Raw genomic sequence first — 20,388 nt, 5'->3', positions numbered from 1 at the left:
CGAGTGGATAATATGATAGATGAATTTGAATATAACAGACTGTCTAACGAAAAGAATCCAAAATTTCCAAGATTAAAATATGTGCCATTTATAATTACTCTAATTACGCTACTATCGTTATTTTTGTCATTTATCTATGAAGTCGAGGTTATTGCGGTTTCAAAGGGAAAGATCATTCCTGAAAATGACGTCATGCACGTAAATTCCACCTTGGGTGGCAAAGTGATGGATGTCTTTGTTAGCAATGGCATTAAAGTCAATGCTGGGGATAACTTAGTGAGATACGACTTATCAAACGAAGAAAATCACCTAAAGATCTTCCTAGAAGAAAGAGACGACTTGAGAGAACAACTCAATGTATTAAATGGGTTTTCTGTTGACGAGCATATTGGTAATGAAAGGCTGTTATCTGGCTACGAAGGATATATCGATAAGGACTACGTAAGGAAGGTTCTCAATAAGACGATCGTTATCATTTCAAAAATTAAAGAGTTTAGAAATGAAATGGAATCGATTGGCGTGCAGATGAATATTGCCGAAATAGAGAAAAAGGTAAGTCTCTCAAAGTTAAAAAGAATCGAACTGTATATAGACTCTGATTCCCAACTTGTTTCAAAAGGGTTGATTAAATCTCGAGAATACGAAGCGATAGTACATGATAGGGATATACATAAATTAAAGCTAGATGAGCAAGTAGAGAGAATATCCTTACTTGAAAAAGATCATAATTCTATAGAGTTCGACATTAATTCAATTAGACATGAACTTAAATACTATGTAGGAAATATTAAGTTCGAGATTGAAGAACGAATAGAAAGGCTCGAAGAAAAAATATTGCTTTTAGAAAATACCTTGGAGAGAGAATACCTCACTGCAAGTGTAACTGGTGAAATATCTGAACTTCCACAAAATATAGTTGGGAATTTCATTCCTCAAGGTGAAATAATTTTAAAGCTCGTCCCATCAAATGGAAATTTAAGAGTAAGAGCATTTATTCCATCTAGCGAGATTGGCTTCTTAAAAGTGGGGCTTCCCGCCAGAATAAGAATAGATGCTTATAACTACAATAAATATGGATATGTAAACGGAGAAATAGAATATATATCAAAGGACAGTACTGATGTCCAAGGAGAGATGTTGTATGAAATATCAATATCGATGGATAAAGCATTCTTAGATAGCAGTGAAGAACGAATAATTTTAGGAAGTGGCATGTCTGTTAAAGTGGATCTCGTTATAGGAAAACGCACAGTCGCAAGTTACTTTTTGTACCCCATAATGGATAGTCTCAATTATTCACTTATTGAGCGATAAATAGGTTGGTTTTAGATGATGGAAAATATAGTTAATTTTCTTTTAGTACCCTTATATATAAACGTTTTTTTTCTTATTGCCATGATCCCTTGGCTACTTATTGTTAAGAGGAAAAATGACAATATTATTAGCAAAAAGCACGTCAGTGTCGTTATTCCTACTTATAACGATGGTCAGAATTTGATTAAAACGTTGGATTGTATTGAGTCTTTAAATACGGTTCATAAAGTGAGTGTATTGATTGTTGATGATTCTTCAACGGACGGCACCTCGTACAACGTTGAAAATTGGGTGGGTGATGGTCAACGACGGTTTGATTATAGCTACATTAAAACACCTGAAAACACCGGATTAAAATCAAAAGCAATCTCTTATGCGGAACCGCATATCAAAGACGAGCATGACGCTATTTTAATCATCGACGGTGATACCATCTTAGATCGCCATGCTTTAGATACTGCTATGGCAAAACTCTACGCAGATGAATCTATCGGTGCGGTTTGTGGTGCTGTATTACCTTTGAACAGAAAAGAAAACTCACTGGTCAATAGGCTGCAATATTTCGAGTTATGTGGTGCATTTCATGGCATTAAACTCGCGCAAAGCAACATCAACAGTACGGGATCGCTGGCGGGCGCGTTTACGATCCACAAGAGAGAAGCAATGGTGGACGTTGGTTGGTTCGATGAATGGCTGGTTGAAGATATTTGTTGGACATGGAAGGCAAGATCTAAGGGGTGGCAGCTTATCTATTCTCCTGAGTCGATTGCCTACACAGATTGTCCAAATACACTTAATAAGCTTTGGATGCAAAGAACACGCTGGTCGCGAGGTCGAGTTGAGGCATTGCGAGTCGCCTATAACGAGAAAAAGTTCCAGTTCTTATCCGTGGTTCCGTGGTTTATTTATTCCATTGTACAAGCGATTTGGGTTCCGGCGTTCATTCTTGCACTATTTGCCAACCCAGTTCTTTCGCTTAGCGTGTACGGCGTTTTCCTGTTGCTGCATTGGGTCTATGCGTTTGTCAATATCAGCCGAAATAACCTCAACAAACCGATCAAGGTCGAGTCATTTTTGAGCGCAATTTGGACATCCTTCATTGTCGACTTTGTACTGACTGTCCCTAACATCAAAGGTTTCTTGTTAGAGGTTATGGGTAGCAGAAAGCAGTGGCTAACAAGGTAGTAGGGGACAGAATATGATAGAGAAGATGTCTAATTTACCGACTACGAGCCTTGTTCCTTTTGTGACATCGAAAGTCAATGGTGCAAGCGTCGCATGGAAAAATTTGGACTTGATTAGAGACTACGGTCTAGACCATATAGATGACATTGATACGTGGCTTTTAGACAACTATTCTTTTTCCACGTTGCCAGTCGATGAAAGTAACCAGCAGGCGGATCAATCAACGTTCTACGCTGAACGATACGGCGGTCAGCTCCTAGCTGGCAATGGTGGTGGTGGTCGAGCTGGGCTCAAGGGTGATTTTCAATGCAAAGGTATCGGACCCACCCCTTTGATCGGTTCTATAACGCCAGATCACTATCGAACCGGCATGGCAAGCTTAACGGAAATGCTCAATGAAGCATTATGGGGTGAGGTATGCCACGCGATGCTTCCACACGGTGCGGTGAGGTGCTTAGCCATTATCGATTTAGGAAACATTCTAGATGATGAAGAGCGATACGCGATAGCAGTAAGAGAAAATGAAGTGCGTATGGGGCATTTTGAGCTGTCACCGTATTTTGAGCCGAGAGGAAACGAACCGCTCTTGTCGGAATCGCTGCGAGTAAAAGCAGCAATCGATCAGTTCGAAGAGATATGTTCATCCATTTATACTGGTAGCGGTACGCTAGAGGCTATTTTGGACGGCATTGTAAAACGATTCGCGGAACAGTTGGCTTGTGCTCGTCTACTCCGTATTTGTCATGGTTCTATAACTTCTTCAAATATAGGGATCAGCGGGAAATATTTAGATTTTGGTACGATATCTTCTTTAGGAAGCTACGAAAATATATCGACGTCACTGGGTAACCCTGGTTTTCTTTATGAGCAACGGAATATAGTGAGTTCCATTAATGGCTTTATAGATACGATTAATTGGTACAGAAAAGACATCAATATTTCGTCTTCTGATTATGTGGAAAAGTTCAATAAGCACTTTGAAAACCAATGCCAATTAAGGTTTAGCTCTATCTTTGGGTTCGAATATACAGAGCAATCACCATTGAGAAGCACTTACGAGAGGTTGTCAAAAAATATTTATCGCTATCTAACAATGGGAGGGGCGAAAGAGAAATATGGTGTGACTTACCATAACGAAGGGGGTGGATTTCATACACTTGATACACTGTTTGGCAAGCTTGCCGATCGTGACTTTGACAGTGACTCCTTAGAGCATTCCATGTTCCTTGATATCAAAGAGATTCTAGCGGAGAGCGGTGAGGAATACGATGAGTACATTCGCCAAAAGTTTTGTTTCTACAACGAATCTAATCTGAATATGGATTATTTGCATTATGACTTAATCAGACAGGAAATATCCGAAATGATAAAAAGCGATAATATTCATTCGGTTTTCTCTGAATATCTTGAGAATAAGATCAAACGTTCTAATAAAATAAAGGAGTATTACAATGCCTAGCCAAAATACAGCGTCTAACAGTATTAATGATATTTATTATAAGCTTGGTTGTGTGATTGCGATACTCTCCCATAATGACAAAGAAATTGATATCACTCAGTTTGATGTTTTAAATAAGATACTGCCTGCTATTCGAATGGATAATATTTTTATCTGTTTCAATAAAAATAATCACCCAGTCGCCTTTTTTATCTGGAAAAAAGTGGATTTAGATACGCCAGAAACCGTCGTCAGCGCCTTAACCAATTGGCACCATTACCTCGGTTGGAAAGAAGGCGAGCATTATTTGGTCACTCACTTTGTATCAAACAGTGAGTGCAAGATAGATTCAGTAAAAAAATTCATGGCTTCTGCTTTTTTTCCTGGAGATATCATCAGCTACCTTGGAAAGAAGGGAAACATTAAGGTTCGCGAGGTAAGTCATGTTAGTTAGCATCCCTCCAGTCCTGAATGAACCGTTGTCTTACCAAAGAACCCTTGGTGTCTGCGCGCTCATTTTTACACTTGACGGCAGTTCCGATTATTCATTGGGCAAACTGTACGAGATACTGTCTCGCGCCACTGAAAATGAGGATGTTGAAATAACGTATTCGAATGAAGGGAGACCACAGTCGTTTAAGGTCTTTGCTTGTGGTGAAGTACTTGAACATTTTGAAGTCAACCCATCTTCAGATTGGAGTAGGTTAATCAATCCATTACGTGTGCATATTGATAATGACTTTTATCGAGCGTTAGGCAACTTTTTTGAGCTTATGGCTTGCTCTGATCTTCACCATAACTATCAAGCGGCCGAGTACATTTCCGTTTGTGTTATCCCACCAATTTGCAATGCGTATTTTCATATTTTTTATGACTCCAACGACTTCCCCTTTGGCGTCGTAAGCTGGGCACGAATGAGTGAAAAACGCCACAGCGCTATCAGTAATGAGTTTCAACAGTTGGAGCAAGCGGATTGGTGTTCAGGCGAGCGGTTGTTTGTTTTTGATATGATCGCGCCATGGGGTGGGGTCAGTCAAATGTGTAAGTACCTTTTGAATGAAGTATTTCTACTTGATTCGGTAGCTTTGGCAGACAGAGTGAAGGTCGGTGGAAATGAAAGAAAGGCCGCTTTTCGAGGAAGCAATTTTCAAAAGAGAAAAATGCTAAGAAAACTAGAAAAACTGAACTCGATAAGTGAACTCAGCCTTCACCAAGCTCAGGAAATACATTCTGACTTAAGTGACACGCTCAGAAAGTACGAGTTGAGGTTACTTCTAGATAGAAACGACACGCAGACAAGAGAGACGTATACCCTTATGGCAACCCAGTCTGAACAGGTTATGTCGAGATGTTCATCTCTCTTAACTTCGCATGCTCAACTGCCGAGCAAGCACCAAGAACAATCTATTGATATGGATTTGTTACTCGGGCTGTCTCGCTTGGCAAAGGACTATTCAGTCGATTACGTGGATTATGAGTTAGAGCAGGTGTTCTTACCTTTTAGCTATTTCGAAGTGATCGACATGATGAACGATGCGTGGACAAAAATTCTGGTCGGTGGCGACCAGCCTCCGTCGAACAGTTTTGATTTGTCATCACTGAATAAACGTGTTTATGTCGATCCCAGAGCCCTGTCAGACAGTATCGATAGACCGTTTTGTAAGTACATGGGGAGAAAGCAGCCAATATACGTATACTCGCCATACAATGCTTCTGTTCCAACGGCACTCACGCTAGCGCACGAATATTCCCATGCCATTCATTTTGAAATGAATTCGCTGGAAAGTGAGGGGCTCATTGAAGATAGACCGATTATCAAAGAATTCTTAGCGCTAACGGGGGAGCTGTTATTAACTCAGTACCTTATTGATAATAATTACGTTAAAGGCGTTCGTGGCGACAGTATCGTCGAATCTTGCTCTAAATATCTCTCCGACTACAAAGAGCAACTCGCGCAATATAGCGATTCGAGCAAGGTAAGCTACAGTACAAACTATCCACTGGCACTGTATCTAGCCAATGTGTTTTTGTCCGATAAAGTGACAAACGAACAAAGAAGGGTGTTCGCTTCCTCGCTGCTCAAAGAAGGTAAGAATTACGATTTCAATCAGTTTGTTAACTTTTTCCTTAACATCGAAAGAGAATCTAAGCGCGCCCATCAGTTAGAATCTGAATGTGTGGTTTAGAAGCCCCGTAAGAATTCTAAAAAAAGCCAGCAACGCCCTACACATTGCTGGCTGGTTTGCTTCTAGATTCCCTAAGCCAGAAGCAAATTAGGTGATCTGAACTTCTTATTCAGAAGCGACTTATCTAGAAGCCACTTACTTAGAAGCGATCAGATCTTTGTATGCCATGGTTTTACCCTGTGGTTTCTCGTTGGCCAGTTTGGCTTTTGGAGAACCCGGTTGAGCTAACCAGTATTCTGCGCCTTTTTCTGGGTTGAGTTTAGGACCACACTCACCTTGAGCTTTACTACGCTCTAGGCGACGAAGTACTTTGTCTTGCGCTTTCGCCAAGCCATTCAGTGCTTCTTGTGGTGTTTTCTCACCGCTTGCTGCTTCAGAAACGTATTGCCACCAAAGCTGCGCCAGTTTTGGATAATCTGGCACGTTTGTACCTGTTGGTGTCCATTGCTTACGCGCATCACTGCGGTAGAACTCGACCAAGCCACCAAAGTTAGGCGCTGCGTCTGTCATCGCCTGAGAGTTGATGTCCGATTCACGAATTGGTGTTAGACCAACCAATGTCTTCTTCAAGCTTACAGATTTAGACACAACAAACTGCGCGTACAGCCATGCTGCCTTACGGCGATCAAGTGGTGTGCTGTTCAAGAAGGTCCAAGAACCTGCATCTTGGTAACCCAGCTTCATACCGTCTTCCCAGTATGGACCACGTGGCGAAGGTGCCATGCGCCATTTTGGTGTGCCGTCTTCGTTCACCACTGGCAAGCCCGGTTTGGTCATATCCGCAGTAAAGGCGGTATACCAGAAGATTTGCTGTGCGATAGAACCTTGTGCCGGAACTGGGCCCGCTTCACCAAAGGTCATACCTTGAGCTTCTGGTGGCGCGTACTTCTTCAACCAGTCTACGTATTTAGTCGTTGCGTAAACGGCTGCAGGACCATTCGTTGCACCACCGCGAGACACATCAGAACCAACAGGCTGACAGCCTTCAATACGAATGCCCCACTCATCGACAGGTAATCCATTTGGAATGCCTTTGTCACCGGCACCCGCCATGGAGAACCATGAATCGGTGAAACGCCAACCTAAAGATGGGTCTTTTTTACCGTAATCCATATGGCCGTATACAGGCTCGCCATCGATGGTTTTTACTTTGTCCGTAAAGAACTCAGCGATGTCTTCGTATGCTGACCAGTTAAGCGGAACACCCAGCTCATAACCGTAAGCGTCTTTAAATTTGGCTTTCAAATCTTCGCGCTCAAACCAGTCGGCACGGAACCAGTAAAGGTTGGCAAACTGTTGGTCTGGAAGTTGGTATATTTTGCCGTCTGGTCCTGTGGTAAAGCTCAGACCGATAAAGTCTTTCAGATCCAGCATTGGGTTGGTTACCACAGCGCCTTCACCCGCAATGAAATCACTGATAGGGACCACTTTACCGTAACGAAAGTGTGTACCAATCAAGTCGGAGTCGTTGACGTACGCATCGTAAATGTTACGACCTGTTTGCATTTGGGTTTGCAGCTTTTCTACAACATCACCTTCTTGGATCAAGTCATGGTTAACTTTGATTCCTGTGATCTCGTAGAACGCTTTCGCCAAGACTTTCGCTTCGTACTCGTGAGTGGTAATGGTTTCGGAAGCAACATTGATCTCCATGCCTTTAAAAGGCTGAGCGGCATCAATGAACCATTGCATTTCTTCCTGTTGCTTATCAACAGAAAGGGTCGATGGCGTAAATTCAGACTCCAGCCACTTCTTTGCCGCTGCCATATCGGCAGACGCCATTGGTGACACGGCTGTCATCAGCAGAGCCAGAGACATACAACGTCCTAAGTAGGTTTTCTTCATATCCTTTTGCATTACTAATAACTCCTGTTATTTATATATTTCACGTTATAACGTTATGTTTTTACATACCTTTACGTATGCTTATCGCGTCATCATCCCCATTTCAGTACGGTACATAGCCAAATTACAGAGACAGTAAAAGGCACCCAAATATTGATTTCACTAAGCCCAACGAACCCCAAATGAATGAAAGCTCCGCTCAGTAACCCAATAAAAAGTCTGTCGCCACGTGTAGTTGAAATAGGCAAAAAGCCTTTGCGCTCTACACACGGGTATTTGATTTCCAAAATTGTCATAGTGATAAGGATCAAGGCGATCCCTGTAAAAAACAGTGCTGATGGAGTAGTCCATGCCATCCAGTTCATGTTGTTTCTCCTTAAACTCGTCCGAGGGCGAAGCCTTTCGCCACGTGGTTACGCACAAACCAAATTACTAAGATGCCCGGTAGAATGGTGAGCACACCCGCAGCCGCTAATACGCCCCAATCAATACCCGAGGCACTTACGGTTCGGGTCATCACTGCAGAGATCGGTTTAGCATCGACCGAGGTGAGCGTTCTTGCTAAGAGCAACTCGACCCAACTGAACATGAAGCAGAAGAAGGCGGAAACCCCAATTCCCGAGCGAATCATCGGTAAGAAAATTTTGACGAAGAATTTCGGGAAGGTGTAACCGTCGATGTAGGCAGTTTCATCGATTTCACGAGGTACGCTCGACATAAACCCTTCAAGAATCCAAACCGCTAACGGCACGTTAAACAGACAGTGTGCGAGTGCGACGGCTATATGGGTGTCAAACAGCCCAACCGATGAATACAGCTGGAAGAATGGCAACAAGAAAACCGCAGGTGGTGCCATTCTGTTGGTTAGTAACCAGAAAAACAGGTGTTTGTCGCCAACAAAGCGATAGCGTGAAAATGCATACGCAGCAGGTAAGGCGACGGCAAGCGTGATACACATATTCATCACCACGTAGATGATGGAGTTGATGTATCCCATGTACCAGCTTGGGTCTTCGAAGATCACCTGATAATTACGAAACGTCCAATTTTCAGGGAAGAAGCTCAAACCGCTCAGAATCTCCTGATTCTCTTTGAACGACATATTGAGTAACCAATAAATCGGCAGCAGCAGAAATATCACGTATGCGATGAGGCCGAATAGTTTTGATTTAGTCATGATTCAATCCTCTACTTGTTCTCTGTGTGCGTCATTGCGGTGTAGAACAACCAACTCACCAGCAAGATAATTAGGAAATAGATAATGGAGAACGCCGCAGCTGGACCAATATCGAACTGGCCAATGGCCATTTTAGTGAGTGCTTGGCTAAGGAACGTTGTAGAGTTACCAGGGCCACCACCTGTTAGAACAAATGGTTCGGTGTAGATCATGAAGCTGTCCATAAAGCGGATCAGAACCCCAATCAACAGAACGCTCTTTAGCTTCGGCAGCTGAATGAATCGGAAAATAGCCCAATTAGAAGCGCGGTCGATACGCGCAGCTTGGTAGTACGCATCTGGAATGGCGCGCAAGCCCGAATAGCAAAGTAGGGCAATCAGCGATGTCCAATGCCATACATCCATAAGGAGCACAGTGAACCAAGCATCAACTGGATTACCTGCGTAGTTATAGTCGACGCCTAGACTGGTGAGTGCCCACCCAAACAAGCCGATATCGGCACGGCCGAATATCTGCCAAATGGTGCCTACAACATTAAGCGGGATGAGGAGGGGTAGCGCTAGTACGATTAAGCAAAAAACTGAGCCTCTGCCTTTTGCTGGCATCGCTAGCGCCACCATGATTCCAAGTGGGACTTCAATCATTAAAATGGCGAATGAAAATCCAAACTGACGAAACAAAGCCCCTTGAAGACGCTCGTCGTTCAGCATCTCTTTGTACCATTCTGTCCCTACAAAGTAGGCAGTATTGGCATCAAAAATATCCTGCAATGAATAGTTCACGACCGTCATTAAAGGTACGACCGCACTAAAAGCCACCAGAAGGAATACTGGCAACACTAAAAACCAGGCTTTGTTGTTGTTCACCTTGTTCATGAGTTTTCCCTCTCGCCAATTAAAAATTCATCCAAATACACCATGGTCCATTGCTCAGGAAAGCTGATATACGCGACATTCACAGGAACAGGTTGGTCTTCCTGTAAGCGCGCTTTCACTTCTTGATTACCGACTTTGAGCGTAAGAATTTTGTAAGTACCAAGGTCTTCCACATGGGAAACCTCACTTCTAATGGCAGAGCTGTTTTCTTTCTCCCACACGTGTACAAATTCAGGGCGAATGCCGATCTTGATGTTATGGGTGTTGGCGCTTTGAACCTTTTCTAGAAGGGAGCTAGAAAGTGGGAGGTCAATGTCGTCGAAACGCACACCATGCTCTGTTGGAATCACTTCAATAAGGTTCATGCCGGGGCTGCCAATGAAGTAGCCCACAAACGTATGGTTGGGTTTTTCGAACAGTTCACGTGGTGTACCAAATTGCACAATTTGCCCTTCGTACATCACCGCAATTTTGTCGGCAAAGGTCGAGGCTTCGAGCTGATCATGGGTAACATAAACCATGGTAATGTTGAATTGCTGGTGGATCTGCTTGAGTTTACGGCGAAGTTTCCACTTCAATTGCGGGTCGATAACCGTGAGTGGCTCATCGAACAAAATCGCGGAAACATCATCCCGAACCAGCCCGCGACCCATGGATACTTTTTGTTTTTCATCCGCTGTAAGGTGCTCTGCTCGTTTTTTCAGAACGGGGGTGAGTTCTAGGATCTCAGCTATTTCGGTCACTTTAGAGTGAATTTTGGCGCTATTCACTTTCATATTACGAAGAGGGAATGCCAAGTTGTCGTACACCGACATGGTGTCGTAAATCACCGGAAACTGGAAAACTTGTGCGATGTTTCTGTCTTGCGGTGGAATGTCGTTCACCTTTACACCATCAAACAGCACTTCGCCGTCGGATGGACTCATCAAGCCAGAGATAATGTTCAACAACGTGGATTTACCGCAACCCGATGGGCCAAGTAAGGCAAATGCGCCACCTTGGTGCCAAGTGTGCGTCATTTCTTGGATCGCGTACGTTGAATCCGGTCCTTTCTTTTTGTCGTAAGTATGCGCTAACGCATTTAGAGTTATCTGAACCATTTCAATTACCCCAGAAGATGATGACTAGGGGCATGGATCAATTCTTCATCCATGCCGAACACGTAAAACTTATGAATAGGGATGTAAATCTTGATGGATTCATCAACGTCATAACTGTGTACACCGGGTAAATGCAGCACCATTTCAAAATGGTTATTGCACACGTGAAGGAACGTTTCCGATCCGCTGATCTCGGCGACTTCTACCTGAACAGATAGCTCGATGTCGTCATCGTTTTTAGGCAGTAAGCTGAGGTGGCTTGGGCGAATACCAAAAATGTACTCCCCTTGCCCAAGGTGTTTTAAAGACTGGTTAAGTGGGAAGTGGGCTTTTTCATCAAAACACACTTCGCTGTCGGTGACTTTGCCAGGCATAAGGTTAATAGGTGGTTCGCTGAACAAGGTTGCGGATTCTACCGAGCTAGGCTTGTGATAAACCTCCGCTGTGTTACCCGATTGCACCACACTGCCTTCATGCAAAATGGTGGTGGTTCCACCTAGCGCAAGCGCTTCGTTTGGTTCTGTCGTGGCATAAATTGCAATGGTATGGCGAGTTTGGAAAAGTTCTCGCATCTCTTGGCGCAATTCTTCGCGCAACTTGTAGTCGAGGTTGACTAAGGGTTCATCAAATAAAATGATTTCAGCGTCTTTCACTAGAGCCCTTGCCATAGCGGTACGCTGTTGTTGACCCCCTGAAAGTTCTAAAGGCACTCGCTTTAAGAAATCGGTAATGCGCAGCATATCGGCGGTGGCGTGAACACGTTCCTGAATTTCCTTCTCCGCCATGCCAGCCAAACGTAAAGGTGAAGCGATGTTCTCAAATACGGTTAGATTGGGGTAGTTAATGAATTGCTGGTAGACCATAGAAATATTGCGCTCACGTACAGGCATGCCTGTTACGTCGACACCATTGACCAGAATTCTTCCGGATGTGGGCTTATCCAACCCAGCGATTAATCGCATCAATGAAGTTTTACCTGCGAGCGTTCTCCCCAGCAGGACGTTAAACGACCCCGGTTCAAACGTGAGGCTGGCTTCATTGATGTGGACTTCGTTGTCCACAATTTTGCTTACCTGCTCAAGTGTTAATGACACTAAGTTCTCCTTAACTTCGAAATTATGTCTAATTCTTGGATACAAAAAATTTTCGATAATGTTCGTTATTGCTAGAAATGTGCCAATTTGTTGTTAAACGAAAATATTGACCGTTTTAAACACTTTAACTCTTGAATAAACAATGAATTAATAGAATTATCACTTTAACTTTATGAGATTTAGCGGATTTTAGTGTTAACAGTGCAAGATCACATTTGTTAACGAAATGTGTTCAAAGTGTTCAGTTTGTGCTAATTTGAGTTGAACACTGATTGAACATTACTTTCGTTTTCGAACATTTTTGCTCGCACTTTCGAGCTTTTGCTTAGCTGTATATGTGGATTTCATGGACGAATATAAAAACAATGATCGTTCCCATCAGTCGATCATAGAGAGCTCGTGGCGACGTTGCCGCGATGCTGGGCTGGCGCATACCAGCACCCCACAAATAGAAATGAGCAGCGAATCGGACTTTGGTCTCTCGCTGGATAAACACCATGGGCTGCTGCAAACGACGCAGCAAAAAGTGCTGCCTTTTTATGACAATCTTCTATCCAACAGTAATTGCCTAGTGATGCTGGCAGACACGACGGGGCAAGTACTCAGTAGCTGGGGGGAGCAGCGCTTCTTCCAAGAAAACCAGCCTCATGTGTTTGATCATGGTGTTCATTGGCAAGAGGGGCTTATTGGGACGAATGCGATAGGCACGGCACTGGAAACAGGTTCTATTGTTCAAGTCTTTCATGATGAACACTTCCTCGCATCAAATCGTTTTATGACTGGGTCTGCTGCGCCTCTGTTTGATGCTGAAAGACGCATGACTGGAGTGCTGTCGATTTCCAGTGATACCTACATGCCCACAGCCCATACGCTTGGCATGGTAAAGCTGATGTCACAAGCTATCGAAAATCAGTTGATTGTGTCGCGCTTTAACTCTGATCATTTTTTGTTTTGGTTCAACACCAGTGAAGAGAACATTGATAGTCAATGGTCTTCGCTCCTTGTATTCAATGAGCAAGGGACAATCGTGTCGGCAAACCGACGTGCAGAAGTGGTGCTCGGTTGTGACTTAGCGCTGCAAAATCTCGATCAATTATTTGATGTTCGAATGGATCAATTGCTTGCTCACCCTGCTTATACTCCACTGGTTTTGCGCTCAAAGCACAATTTCAACTTTCATGGCATCGTGATGCCACCCAAGATCCCCAAAGGTCGTTCGTTGGATTTTCGCAATGTACCTAAACCCTCCTCCGTTAAAGGCGTCGCGAAAGACGATGTATTGGACTTGGATCGTTTAAACATGGGCGACCCAAGGTTGTCGAAGGCAATCACACAATCCAGCAAGATCCTGAACACCGACATTCCTATTTTGATTAATGGTGAAACAGGTGTGGGTAAAGAAGTGTTTGTTAACGCGCTTCATCTTTCTAGTGAGCGGGCGAGTGCCCCGTTAATTGCAGTAAACTGCGCGGCGATCCCTTCTGAATTGGTCGAATCCGAATTGTTTGGATACGAAAAAGGCGCGTTTACGGGGGCGCACACAAAAGGGTATATCGGGTTGATTCGAAAAGCCGATAAAGGTACGTTATTCCTAGACGAACTCGGAGATATGCCGCTCAATGTGCAAGCTCGCTTGTTACGTGTTCTCCAAGAAAGAAAAGTGACTCCCCTTGGTTCAACCACATCTTACCCTGTCGATTTCAAACTGGTGTCTGCCACCAACCGACACCTCAAACAAGACGTGGAAGCTGGGAAATTTCGCCAAGATTTATACTACCGAGTTTCTGGGCTAAACATTACTTTGCCACCGCTGCGTGAGCGAACAGATAAAGACGCGTTAGTCCAATACCTACTGAGTAAATTCTCTTCCAATGAACAACCTGGGCAGATTTCAATGGAAGTACTGTCTTTGTTCAAATCTCACCCTTGGCCAGGCAATATTCGTCAAATGGTAAGTGTGATTCAGATCGCCCTTGCTATGGCGGAACCCGATGCCATACAAGTTGATGATCTGCCCGATGACTTCTTATCCGATGTTCATATCAATACACAGCAAGAGTCGAATATTCGCCCCTTTATTGCACCTAACAATGAGTTAATCGGCGAAAACGAACTCAAAGAAAAAGAAGACTGGTTGGAAGCTTATGAACGGATGAATCGCAATATTTCTAAAACCGCGAAAGAGCTAAATATTAGCCGAAATACGTTATACAAACGCCTAAGGGAAAGTGGTTTAAAATGAGCTACTGACTATCTTGTGAACAGTTTGTGGTTTGTTTGATTGTTTTGTGGCTTCTATTTGATCGTTTTGGTTCTTATTAATCCATTTGAGTTGTGTGGTTTTATGTAATGAAATTGAATGCATAAGCAGAATATCGCTATTAACATATTGAATTATAAGGCATTCTGTTTAATTTTTTAATGTTAACTGAAAATGTTGAAAGAGTGAGTGCAATCCATTGCATTGAATTTAAATTTATAAATTATTTGCTCAAATTGTAAGCGTTGACTTATAGCGGGTCAGCTTTTGGAAAGCATCTTATAGGACGCCTTCAAGAGCGATTTGCATAAATGCTTATTATTAAGGAAATGAGTAAATGATGAAGTTACACAAGAAAAATATCGGGATTTTCAAACCCACAGTGTTGGCTTTGGCGATGTTCACTTCCAGCTATGTTGTAGCCGATGAATTTAGTGGTAATTCAGAGGCAGAGCTGCCAGTAAAATATTTAGTCAAGTTTAAGAATGACCTTTCAAGCACCCCTGAAAAATATGGACTAAGCCCGTTTTCAGGTGCACGAATGATTCAAGAGTCTGTATTGGATCGTGTTAACGCACAACAGATCGATAAACTCGGTAACCGTTCAATCTACAGTGTTGAATTAAACGACACTGGTCTTAAATCCCTTCAGCAAAATCTAGATGTTGAGTATGTGGAAATTGACGAGCCTAGATTCCTGCTCAGTGAAGTCACGCCATGGGGGCAAGATTCGGTAGGTGCTACTTTGCTTGCTGATACTAATGCGGGTAATCGTACGGTTTGTATTATCGATTCAGGATACGATGTTGCGCACAATGATTTGGCGACTAACCAAGTAACAGGCACCAACGACACAGGTACAGGCGATTGGAGTATCCCCGGTGCAGGTAACGCGCATGGTACACACGTTGCGGGTACGATCGCAGCCATTGCAAATAATGCAGGTGTGGTGGGCGTGATGCCGAACCAAAATGTGAATTTGCACATTGTTAAGGTCTTTAAAGACGGCAGGTGGGCGTATTCTTCCGATCTTGTAAAAGCCATTGATACCTGTGCAAGCAACGGGGCGAACGTTGTGAACATGAGCTTGGGGGGTAAGCGCTCAAACGCAACAGAGAAAGCGGCATTTAGCCGTCATCAGAAAAATGGTGTTCTGCTCATTGCTGCGGCAGGTAACGCCGGTAATACAGCACACAGCTACCCAGCTTCTTACGACTCGGTTGTTTCCGTCGCCGCAGTAGATACGGCACTTGATCATGCCGATTTCTCACAAGCGACCAATCAAGTGGAGGTATCTGCACCGGGTGTATCCGTCTTGTCTACAGTGACCATGGGTGAAGGGATATTGGCGGATATCCAGCTTAACGGGCAAAGCTTCTATGCTCGTGGCATTGTTCCACACAACCGCTATATCAAAAATGCACAGTCTAAATTTGTGCCTACCCCAATCGATGGTTCTCAGACGCTAGCTTTAGCAGCGTGTGATATCAGCACCGGTAAATACGTTTGTGGTGATATGAAAAACAAGGTGTGTTTGGTTGAACGAATCGAAAACCAAAAAGGCACGTATCGCCCAGAAATCAATGCGGTAAAAGCGTGTAACACTGCAGGTGCATCAGCTGCGATTGTCTACAGTAATACTGAACTGACAGGGCTTCAAAACCCATTCTTGGTCGACGAGAAAAACGAAGCGCCTATTGTTTCAGTTTCTGTAGACCGTATGCTTGGCCAAGAGCTTGCAGGGTCGGTGGGCCAGCCTATTACGGTTAGCGTAACTAAAGGTGAGGACTACCAATACTACAACGGTACATCAATGGCGACGCCACATGTTGCCGGTGTCGCGGCACTTGTTTGGAGTTACCACCCGCAATGTACCGCAGCAGATATTCGTAAAGCACTTGCCAAAACAGCAACGGATATTGACGTAGCAGGTAAAGACAACCGCACTGGTCACGGTTTGGTCAATGCTGTAGCGGCAAAAGAGTACTTAGATCTTGGTTGTAATGGCGGTGAGCCAATTCCCGATCCGACTGCTTGTGATGCGACGGGCGTGAATGTTTACCCTGATTGGCCGCAAGTAGATTGGGCAGGTAATCCCAACCATGCAGCTGGTGGCGACAAGCTTGTTCACAATGGTGCGGTTTACCAAGCAATTTGGTGGACACGTTCAGTACCAGGAAGTGACAACAGCTGGTCACACGTATGTAATTTGTAAATAGCTTCAGTGCCTCTTCGGAGGCACTTTATTTTTTTACCCAATACCTTGATTAGGTGGAAAACATATTGAGTCAGTATCTTAAGCTAGGAATGATTGCTATCGGGTTGTTGATGAACGTCGTAACCGCGAGCGCTCATAATTCGATAAATAATGACCAAGAAAGCTATGGCAAAGAAAACAGTCATCAAGAGAGCTATGACAAAGACAGCGGTAACAAAGACAGCAGTAAACAGCTAAAGAAATACTACGTTAAGTTCTCAACTCACTGTAAAGGGGATGTTTTTTCAAAACTGAAAGCCAAAGAGATTGACGTGCTCAGTGAGCTGATTCACGACAACGTGTTCATAGTGAAGATGAGATCAGAACAAGTGAATAATGTTGCTGGTGAACCTTGTGTAAATTACATAGAACCCGTGCCGAAACGAGAAATGCATGAAGATGCCAACCCGTTTCAGCCATGATCAAACAGATCACCTAGCACATTTGGATATCTCTTAACCTCCAATGAGGACCGTTGGCATACCCATTATAATTACCCCACCATGCGCGGTTGTATCCCCCGTTCGAGCTGCAGGTTTGTTGTTAATCAACACCGTGGCGCTGCCTTTAACAACGCTGTCTGGTGGCCCTACACAAACGCATACCTGCCCCATTGTTGCTGCGGGTAAATTCCCTATCAAAACCGTTGTTGGTAATGGAAGTAGTGGTCCACCAACATGAGGGATAGGTACAGGGGCAGGCGTTTGCATTGGGCATAAGTGCATGTCTGTGGCTCTTGCTGCTGGCAACATGGTATTTCCTCCTAAACTTGTCCGTTTCCACCGGATGCGATGTTTAATCCCATCTCTACAAAAATGTGGTAGCGCTCCTTTGCTTGTTCTCCATCAGGCAGAACCGCAGAAAGATTGATGCTGCCCGCTACCGCTTGTGCATACAAATACGGTGGCGGCGGGACCATTGGATCTTCCGGTTTAATCATACTGCCACCACTCCAAAATGCAGCTTGCGCTGCCCAGCCAGCACCGTTTTCCAAACTCGCTTTATCTGCCATCTGTTCGGCGAATCGGCGGCTGGTTTCATCAGGGGTGTGTACCCAAGCTTTGGCAGCACGAATGGCATTGGCTTCGTCTTCATTCCAGTGGGAGAGTGAAGAAGCGCAAGTGACCGACCACCATATAGATTCGCGAACGGGCAGGGCATGGGCCAAAAAAGTGACTGCATCAGCGAATAACTCTTGCTCCATAGCGTGAGAAATCAGTTTTATTGATGTCGTGTGCTTATTTGCCAGTTCAGCGAATGCGTCGTTGGGTTCATACAGATCCAAAATATCTTTTACATGTTGGTGCGGAATTTTTATTAACGTCATTAGTTTACCTTCGCAATCGCACCTTGAATCTGAACCATAGCACCCGCTTTAATCTGCGTCATTGCACTGCCGTTTACTGAAACCAGTGCCGCTTTAATATCAGCTTTGCCCTGACCTTCTACGCTGACCATTGCCGCCTTCATTTCAGCTTTCGCCTTTCCGCAAACGGATACCTGGGGTGCTTCAATCTTGATACCACTCGCGCTGATTTCGATCTTGCTTGCTCCAACTTTCAATTCAATCTTGCTTTTTCCTGTAATTGAAACTTGGCTGCCGTCGACACTCACTGTGGATTTAGCGGACACGTTCACGTTTGAACCGGCATTCAGGCTCAGATCTTTGTTGCTGTCACCTGTCCAGTTGTCTTTACTTTTGGCAGTAAGCTTTTTCTCGCTTTCTATCGTGATGTCTTCTTTGGCAGACACCGACACGCTTTTTTCGACTTTGGTCGTTTTCATACCCTTGATGGTGGATTGGCTGTCATTGTTAATGTCCAGTACCCAGTCTTTTTCGGCACGTAGTAAAACCTGTTCTTTGTCTTTTTTATCTTCAAAGCGAAGCTCGTTACCTTGTTTACTGCCTCCTTTCGGAGTAGAACGGGTTCTGATGCCACTTTGGGAACCTGAACTGTAAGGCGCGGCATTGTTTTTGTTGTAAAGGGAGCCAGTGATGACAGGGCGATCTGGGTCGCCATCAATGTATTGGACCAAGACTTCATCACCCACTCGAGGCGTAAACTGTGTCCCAAATCCTTTGCTTGCCAATTCTTGAGAAACGGGGAGCCAACACGAACTATTTTCATCGTTCTTTCCGTTTCTATCCCAGTGAAACTGTACCTTCACACGACCGATTTTATCGCAATAAATTTCTTCGCCTTTAGGGCCGGTTACAACCGCGGTATGCAGGCTATGAACTCGCGGTTTTTCACGACGTTCTGGACGAAACGCCAAAGAATCAGGGATGCAAGTAAATTGATTGTTGTAGCTGATGTCACCATGCGACTCTTCGCTCGAAATTTGATGAGAGATACGGGAAATTACGTATTCCTGATTCATCGATTTCAGCGGGTGGTTTTCTAGTTTGAATTTATATCCACACGCCAGTTCTGCGATGTTCGAGGCTGAATGCGAAGCTGATTTTTGGAGATCTAAGGCTTCCATTTGTCTTTTTGCTGCATCGCGAGCTTCATTTTTGTTTTCTAATCCGTAAGCGAAAAGCTCCTGAGAAAGGGCTGTGGAAGCGTAGCTTTCGGCACTTTTTCTTTCACCACTTTCAAACTTTTCCGCTAGTGCTTGTGTGTGGTCTGCTAACGACACTTTCCCCGTACCAATTTGGTAGGACTGGCTCCACGTAGATAAAGTGGGCAGTGCCTTGTTGCCCCCTTCTTGATAGCTTAGGGCTGAATGAGTCAACTTCTCGAAACGTTGGTTAGAATCACCGATGACGACCAATGGCTTACTGGATTGATGACGTACATAAAAGAGCCAACCTTCATTCGCCAGTAATCTAAGGATAAAGGCTTGGTCGGTTTCGTCGAGCTGCACGCAATATTCGTGTTTCTTCCCACTGCCTGATACTGAGAATTGAACAAAGCTTTTCAGTTCAGATTCGCCGAGCAATTTTTCGATAATTTGCTTAGTCGTCATGTTTTGAAAGACTTGGCGACTGCGTCGATAAGTCAATAGCTTGAATGGATCAACCATTTCTACTTGATAGTAAAACTGTTGTTTTTCTCGGCTGTGACCTGTGAATTGAAGGGAGCTGCACAGGCCAGTAAAGTAGCGTTTGCCAGACGGTTGGTTGAAAGTAACGCTGACCGATTTACCCAAAACTTTCACATCAATTTCTGAGTTCGCAGCGATAGACAATGAGAAAAGGTACCCCTCAGAAACACGCTCCTCGCCAATTAATTGAGTGACGATGTAATTTTTGTTGTCTGATAGTTTTGCTATTAGGGAACGACTTTGGTGCTTTAATTCGCTGTTGCTCATATTCACTTAAATCACTATTAAATAAACAAAATTCTTGAATTGTTTAAAGGGTGGGCGCTTAAAATGATTAAATAAAATTGACATCTATACTAATAGGTGTTTTAGACATTTTTATTTTTATATATTTTCTAATTTATTGTGAGTTCATGATTAATTCAATAGGAATTAACTTTTAATTTAATAGGTAATTCCTATGTAATCGATTAACCCCCTTATATTTAAAGGGTGGTTGAAAAAAATAAACATTAATCCCTTGTTGAATGTAAGACTTTAAGGGCTGTGTTTAAGATATATTTTATTTAGGTTTTCTTTAATGCTTTTTTGTTATAAGTCCTTTAT

The 20,388-nt window shown here is 43.7% G+C and carries 17 protein-coding genes; 8 read left to right on the top strand and 9 right to left on the bottom strand.

Features of this window, described 5'->3' with window-relative positions; all coding sequences use genetic code 11:
* Nucleotides 1-12 precede the first annotated feature (12 nt).
* Genes LDO37_RS27330 through LDO37_RS27310 form a run of 5 tightly spaced genes read left to right on the top strand, consistent with a single transcriptional unit; the run spans nucleotide 13 to nucleotide 6,123 of the window.
* The gene (locus LDO37_RS27330) at nucleotides 13-1,314 is read left to right on the top strand and encodes an HlyD family efflux transporter periplasmic adaptor subunit (protein ID WP_224055634.1); all 1,302 of its coding nucleotides are present in this window, start codon (nucleotides 13-15) and stop codon (nucleotides 1,312-1,314) included.
* A 15-nt stretch (nucleotides 1,315-1,329) separates the two neighbouring features.
* Nucleotides 1,330-2,499: a glycosyltransferase gene (locus tag LDO37_RS27325; protein WP_126608544.1), complete on the top strand. Its 1,170-nt coding sequence runs from the start codon at nucleotides 1,330-1,332 to the stop codon at nucleotides 2,497-2,499.
* A 13-nt stretch (nucleotides 2,500-2,512) separates the two neighbouring features.
* Nucleotides 2,513-3,958 carry a protein adenylyltransferase SelO family protein gene (locus LDO37_RS27320; protein ID WP_126608545.1) on the top strand — a complete coding sequence of 482 codons (1,446 nt, stop codon included), beginning with the start codon at nucleotides 2,513-2,515 and terminating at the stop codon, nucleotides 3,956-3,958.
* Entirely contained in the window at nucleotides 3,951-4,391 is a 441-nt protein-coding gene (locus tag LDO37_RS27315) for a toxin-activating lysine-acyltransferase (RefSeq protein WP_126608546.1), read from the top strand. The genes LDO37_RS27320 and LDO37_RS27315 overlap by 8 nt, the downstream gene beginning before the upstream one ends.
* Entirely contained in the window at nucleotides 4,381-6,123 is a 1,743-nt protein-coding gene (locus tag LDO37_RS27310) for a toxin-activating lysine-acyltransferase (RefSeq protein ID WP_126608547.1), read from the top strand. Before LDO37_RS27315 ends, LDO37_RS27310 begins: the two co-directional genes overlap by 11 nt.
* 135 nt (nucleotides 6,124-6,258) lie before the next feature.
* Here LDO37_RS27310 and LDO37_RS27305 read toward each other — a convergent pair whose 3' ends face one another.
* From LDO37_RS27305 to LDO37_RS27280, 6 genes are all read right to left on the bottom strand, one after another.
* On the bottom strand, nucleotides 6,259-7,980 hold the full coding sequence (locus tag LDO37_RS27305) for an ABC transporter substrate-binding protein (protein ID WP_126608548.1): 1,722 nt from the start codon (nucleotides 7,978-7,980) through the stop codon (nucleotides 6,259-6,261).
* An 80-nt stretch (nucleotides 7,981-8,060) separates the two neighbouring features.
* Complete coding sequence (locus LDO37_RS27300; RefSeq protein WP_101111607.1) at nucleotides 8,061-8,333, bottom strand: DUF2160 domain-containing protein; 273 nt, start codon at nucleotides 8,331-8,333, stop codon at nucleotides 8,061-8,063.
* Between the two features lie 11 nt (nucleotides 8,334-8,344).
* The gene (locus tag LDO37_RS27295; protein WP_126608549.1) at nucleotides 8,345-9,145 is read right to left on the bottom strand and encodes a carbohydrate ABC transporter permease; all 801 of its coding nucleotides are present in this window, start codon (nucleotides 9,143-9,145) and stop codon (nucleotides 8,345-8,347) included.
* An 11-nt stretch (nucleotides 9,146-9,156) separates the two neighbouring features.
* The gene (locus tag LDO37_RS27290) at nucleotides 9,157-10,020 is read right to left on the bottom strand and encodes a carbohydrate ABC transporter permease (protein WP_101111605.1); all 864 of its coding nucleotides are present in this window, start codon (nucleotides 10,018-10,020) and stop codon (nucleotides 9,157-9,159) included.
* Complete coding sequence (locus LDO37_RS27285; protein ID WP_126608550.1) at nucleotides 10,017-11,120, bottom strand: ABC transporter ATP-binding protein; 1,104 nt, start codon at nucleotides 11,118-11,120, stop codon at nucleotides 10,017-10,019. Before LDO37_RS27285 ends, LDO37_RS27290 begins: the two co-directional genes overlap by 4 nt.
* A gap of 5 nt (nucleotides 11,121-11,125) precedes the next feature.
* Nucleotides 11,126-12,214 (bottom strand): ABC transporter ATP-binding protein, encoded by a 1,089-nt coding sequence (locus LDO37_RS27280; protein ID WP_101111603.1) that lies wholly within the window; start codon nucleotides 12,212-12,214, stop codon nucleotides 11,126-11,128.
* Nucleotides 12,215-12,560: 346 nt separating this feature from the next.
* On the opposite strand from LDO37_RS27280, the gene LDO37_RS27275 reads away from it, so the two are divergent.
* The 3 genes from LDO37_RS27275 (at nucleotide 12,561) to LDO37_RS27265 (ending at nucleotide 17,153) form a co-directional block, all read left to right on the top strand.
* The gene (locus tag LDO37_RS27275) at nucleotides 12,561-14,456 is read left to right on the top strand and encodes a sigma-54-dependent Fis family transcriptional regulator (RefSeq protein WP_126610046.1); all 1,896 of its coding nucleotides are present in this window, start codon (nucleotides 12,561-12,563) and stop codon (nucleotides 14,454-14,456) included.
* Between the two features lie 355 nt (nucleotides 14,457-14,811).
* Nucleotides 14,812-16,689 carry a S8 family serine peptidase gene (locus LDO37_RS27270; RefSeq protein ID WP_126610047.1) on the top strand — a complete coding sequence of 626 codons (1,878 nt, stop codon included), beginning with the start codon at nucleotides 14,812-14,814 and terminating at the stop codon, nucleotides 16,687-16,689.
* Between the two features lie 68 nt (nucleotides 16,690-16,757).
* The gene (locus LDO37_RS27265) at nucleotides 16,758-17,153 is read left to right on the top strand and encodes a hypothetical protein (protein ID WP_126610048.1); all 396 of its coding nucleotides are present in this window, start codon (nucleotides 16,758-16,760) and stop codon (nucleotides 17,151-17,153) included.
* 33 nt (nucleotides 17,154-17,186) lie between these two features.
* On the opposite strand, the gene LDO37_RS27260 is transcribed toward LDO37_RS27265, so the two are convergent.
* From LDO37_RS27260 to LDO37_RS27250, 3 genes are read right to left on the bottom strand one after another with little or no spacing between them, the layout of a single operon-like run.
* A complete protein-coding gene (locus LDO37_RS27260) occupies nucleotides 17,187-17,483 on the bottom strand; it encodes a PAAR domain-containing protein (RefSeq protein ID WP_126610049.1) in 297 nt (98 codons plus the stop codon).
* Between the two features lie 11 nt (nucleotides 17,484-17,494).
* Nucleotides 17,495-18,058: a DUF6931 family protein gene (locus LDO37_RS27255; RefSeq protein WP_126610050.1), complete on the bottom strand. Its 564-nt coding sequence runs from the start codon at nucleotides 18,056-18,058 to the stop codon at nucleotides 17,495-17,497.
* A complete protein-coding gene (locus tag LDO37_RS27250) occupies nucleotides 18,058-20,049 on the bottom strand; it encodes a type VI secretion system Vgr family protein (protein WP_185829948.1) in 1,992 nt (663 codons plus the stop codon). The genes LDO37_RS27255 and LDO37_RS27250 overlap by 1 nt, the downstream gene beginning before the upstream one ends.
* Between the last annotated feature and the right edge of the window lie 339 nt (nucleotides 20,050-20,388).

The organism is Vibrio penaeicida (assembly GCF_019977755.1).
Lineage (GTDB): Bacteria > Pseudomonadota > Gammaproteobacteria > Enterobacterales > Vibrionaceae > Vibrio > Vibrio penaeicida.
Note: the sequence above shows the minus strand (reverse complement) of the source record. Positions and strands in the feature narration are given on the sequence as shown.

What these genes read in the sequence shown, in the direction of transcription:
- LDO37_RS27275 (WP_126610046.1), top strand. Translation starts at nt 12,561, where the DNA reads ATGGACGAATATAAAAACAATGATCGTTCCCATCAGTCGATCATAGAG.
- LDO37_RS27255 (WP_126610050.1), bottom strand. Translation starts at nt 18,058, where the DNA reads ATGACGTTAATAAAAATTCCGCACCAACATGTAAAAGATATTTTGGAT.
- LDO37_RS27310 (WP_126608547.1), top strand. Translation starts at nt 4,381, where the DNA reads ATGTTAGTTAGCATCCCTCCAGTCCTGAATGAACCGTTGTCTTACCAA.
- LDO37_RS27290 (WP_101111605.1), bottom strand. Translation starts at nt 10,020, where the DNA reads ATGAACAAGGTGAACAACAACAAAGCCTGGTTTTTAGTGTTGCCAGTA.
- LDO37_RS27330 (WP_224055634.1), top strand. Translation starts at nt 13, where the DNA reads ATGATAGATGAATTTGAATATAACAGACTGTCTAACGAAAAGAATCCA.
- LDO37_RS27300 (WP_101111607.1), bottom strand. Translation starts at nt 8,333, where the DNA reads ATGAACTGGATGGCATGGACTACTCCATCAGCACTGTTTTTTACAGGG.
- LDO37_RS27285 (WP_126608550.1), bottom strand. Translation starts at nt 11,120, where the DNA reads ATGGTTCAGATAACTCTAAATGCGTTAGCGCATACTTACGACAAAAAG.
- LDO37_RS27295 (WP_126608549.1), bottom strand. Translation starts at nt 9,145, where the DNA reads ATGACTAAATCAAAACTATTCGGCCTCATCGCATACGTGATATTTCTG.
- LDO37_RS27320 (WP_126608545.1), top strand. Translation starts at nt 2,513, where the DNA reads ATGATAGAGAAGATGTCTAATTTACCGACTACGAGCCTTGTTCCTTTT.
- LDO37_RS27260 (WP_126610049.1), bottom strand. Translation starts at nt 17,483, where the DNA reads ATGTTGCCAGCAGCAAGAGCCACAGACATGCACTTATGCCCAATGCAA.
- LDO37_RS27250 (WP_185829948.1), bottom strand. Translation starts at nt 20,049, where the DNA reads ATGAGCAACAGCGAATTAAAGCACCAAAGTCGTTCCCTAATAGCAAAA.
- LDO37_RS27305 (WP_126608548.1), bottom strand. Translation starts at nt 7,980, where the DNA reads ATGCAAAAGGATATGAAGAAAACCTACTTAGGACGTTGTATGTCTCTG.
- LDO37_RS27315 (WP_126608546.1), top strand. Translation starts at nt 3,951, where the DNA reads ATGCCTAGCCAAAATACAGCGTCTAACAGTATTAATGATATTTATTAT.
- LDO37_RS27270 (WP_126610047.1), top strand. Translation starts at nt 14,812, where the DNA reads ATGATGAAGTTACACAAGAAAAATATCGGGATTTTCAAACCCACAGTG.
- LDO37_RS27325 (WP_126608544.1), top strand. Translation starts at nt 1,330, where the DNA reads ATGATGGAAAATATAGTTAATTTTCTTTTAGTACCCTTATATATAAAC.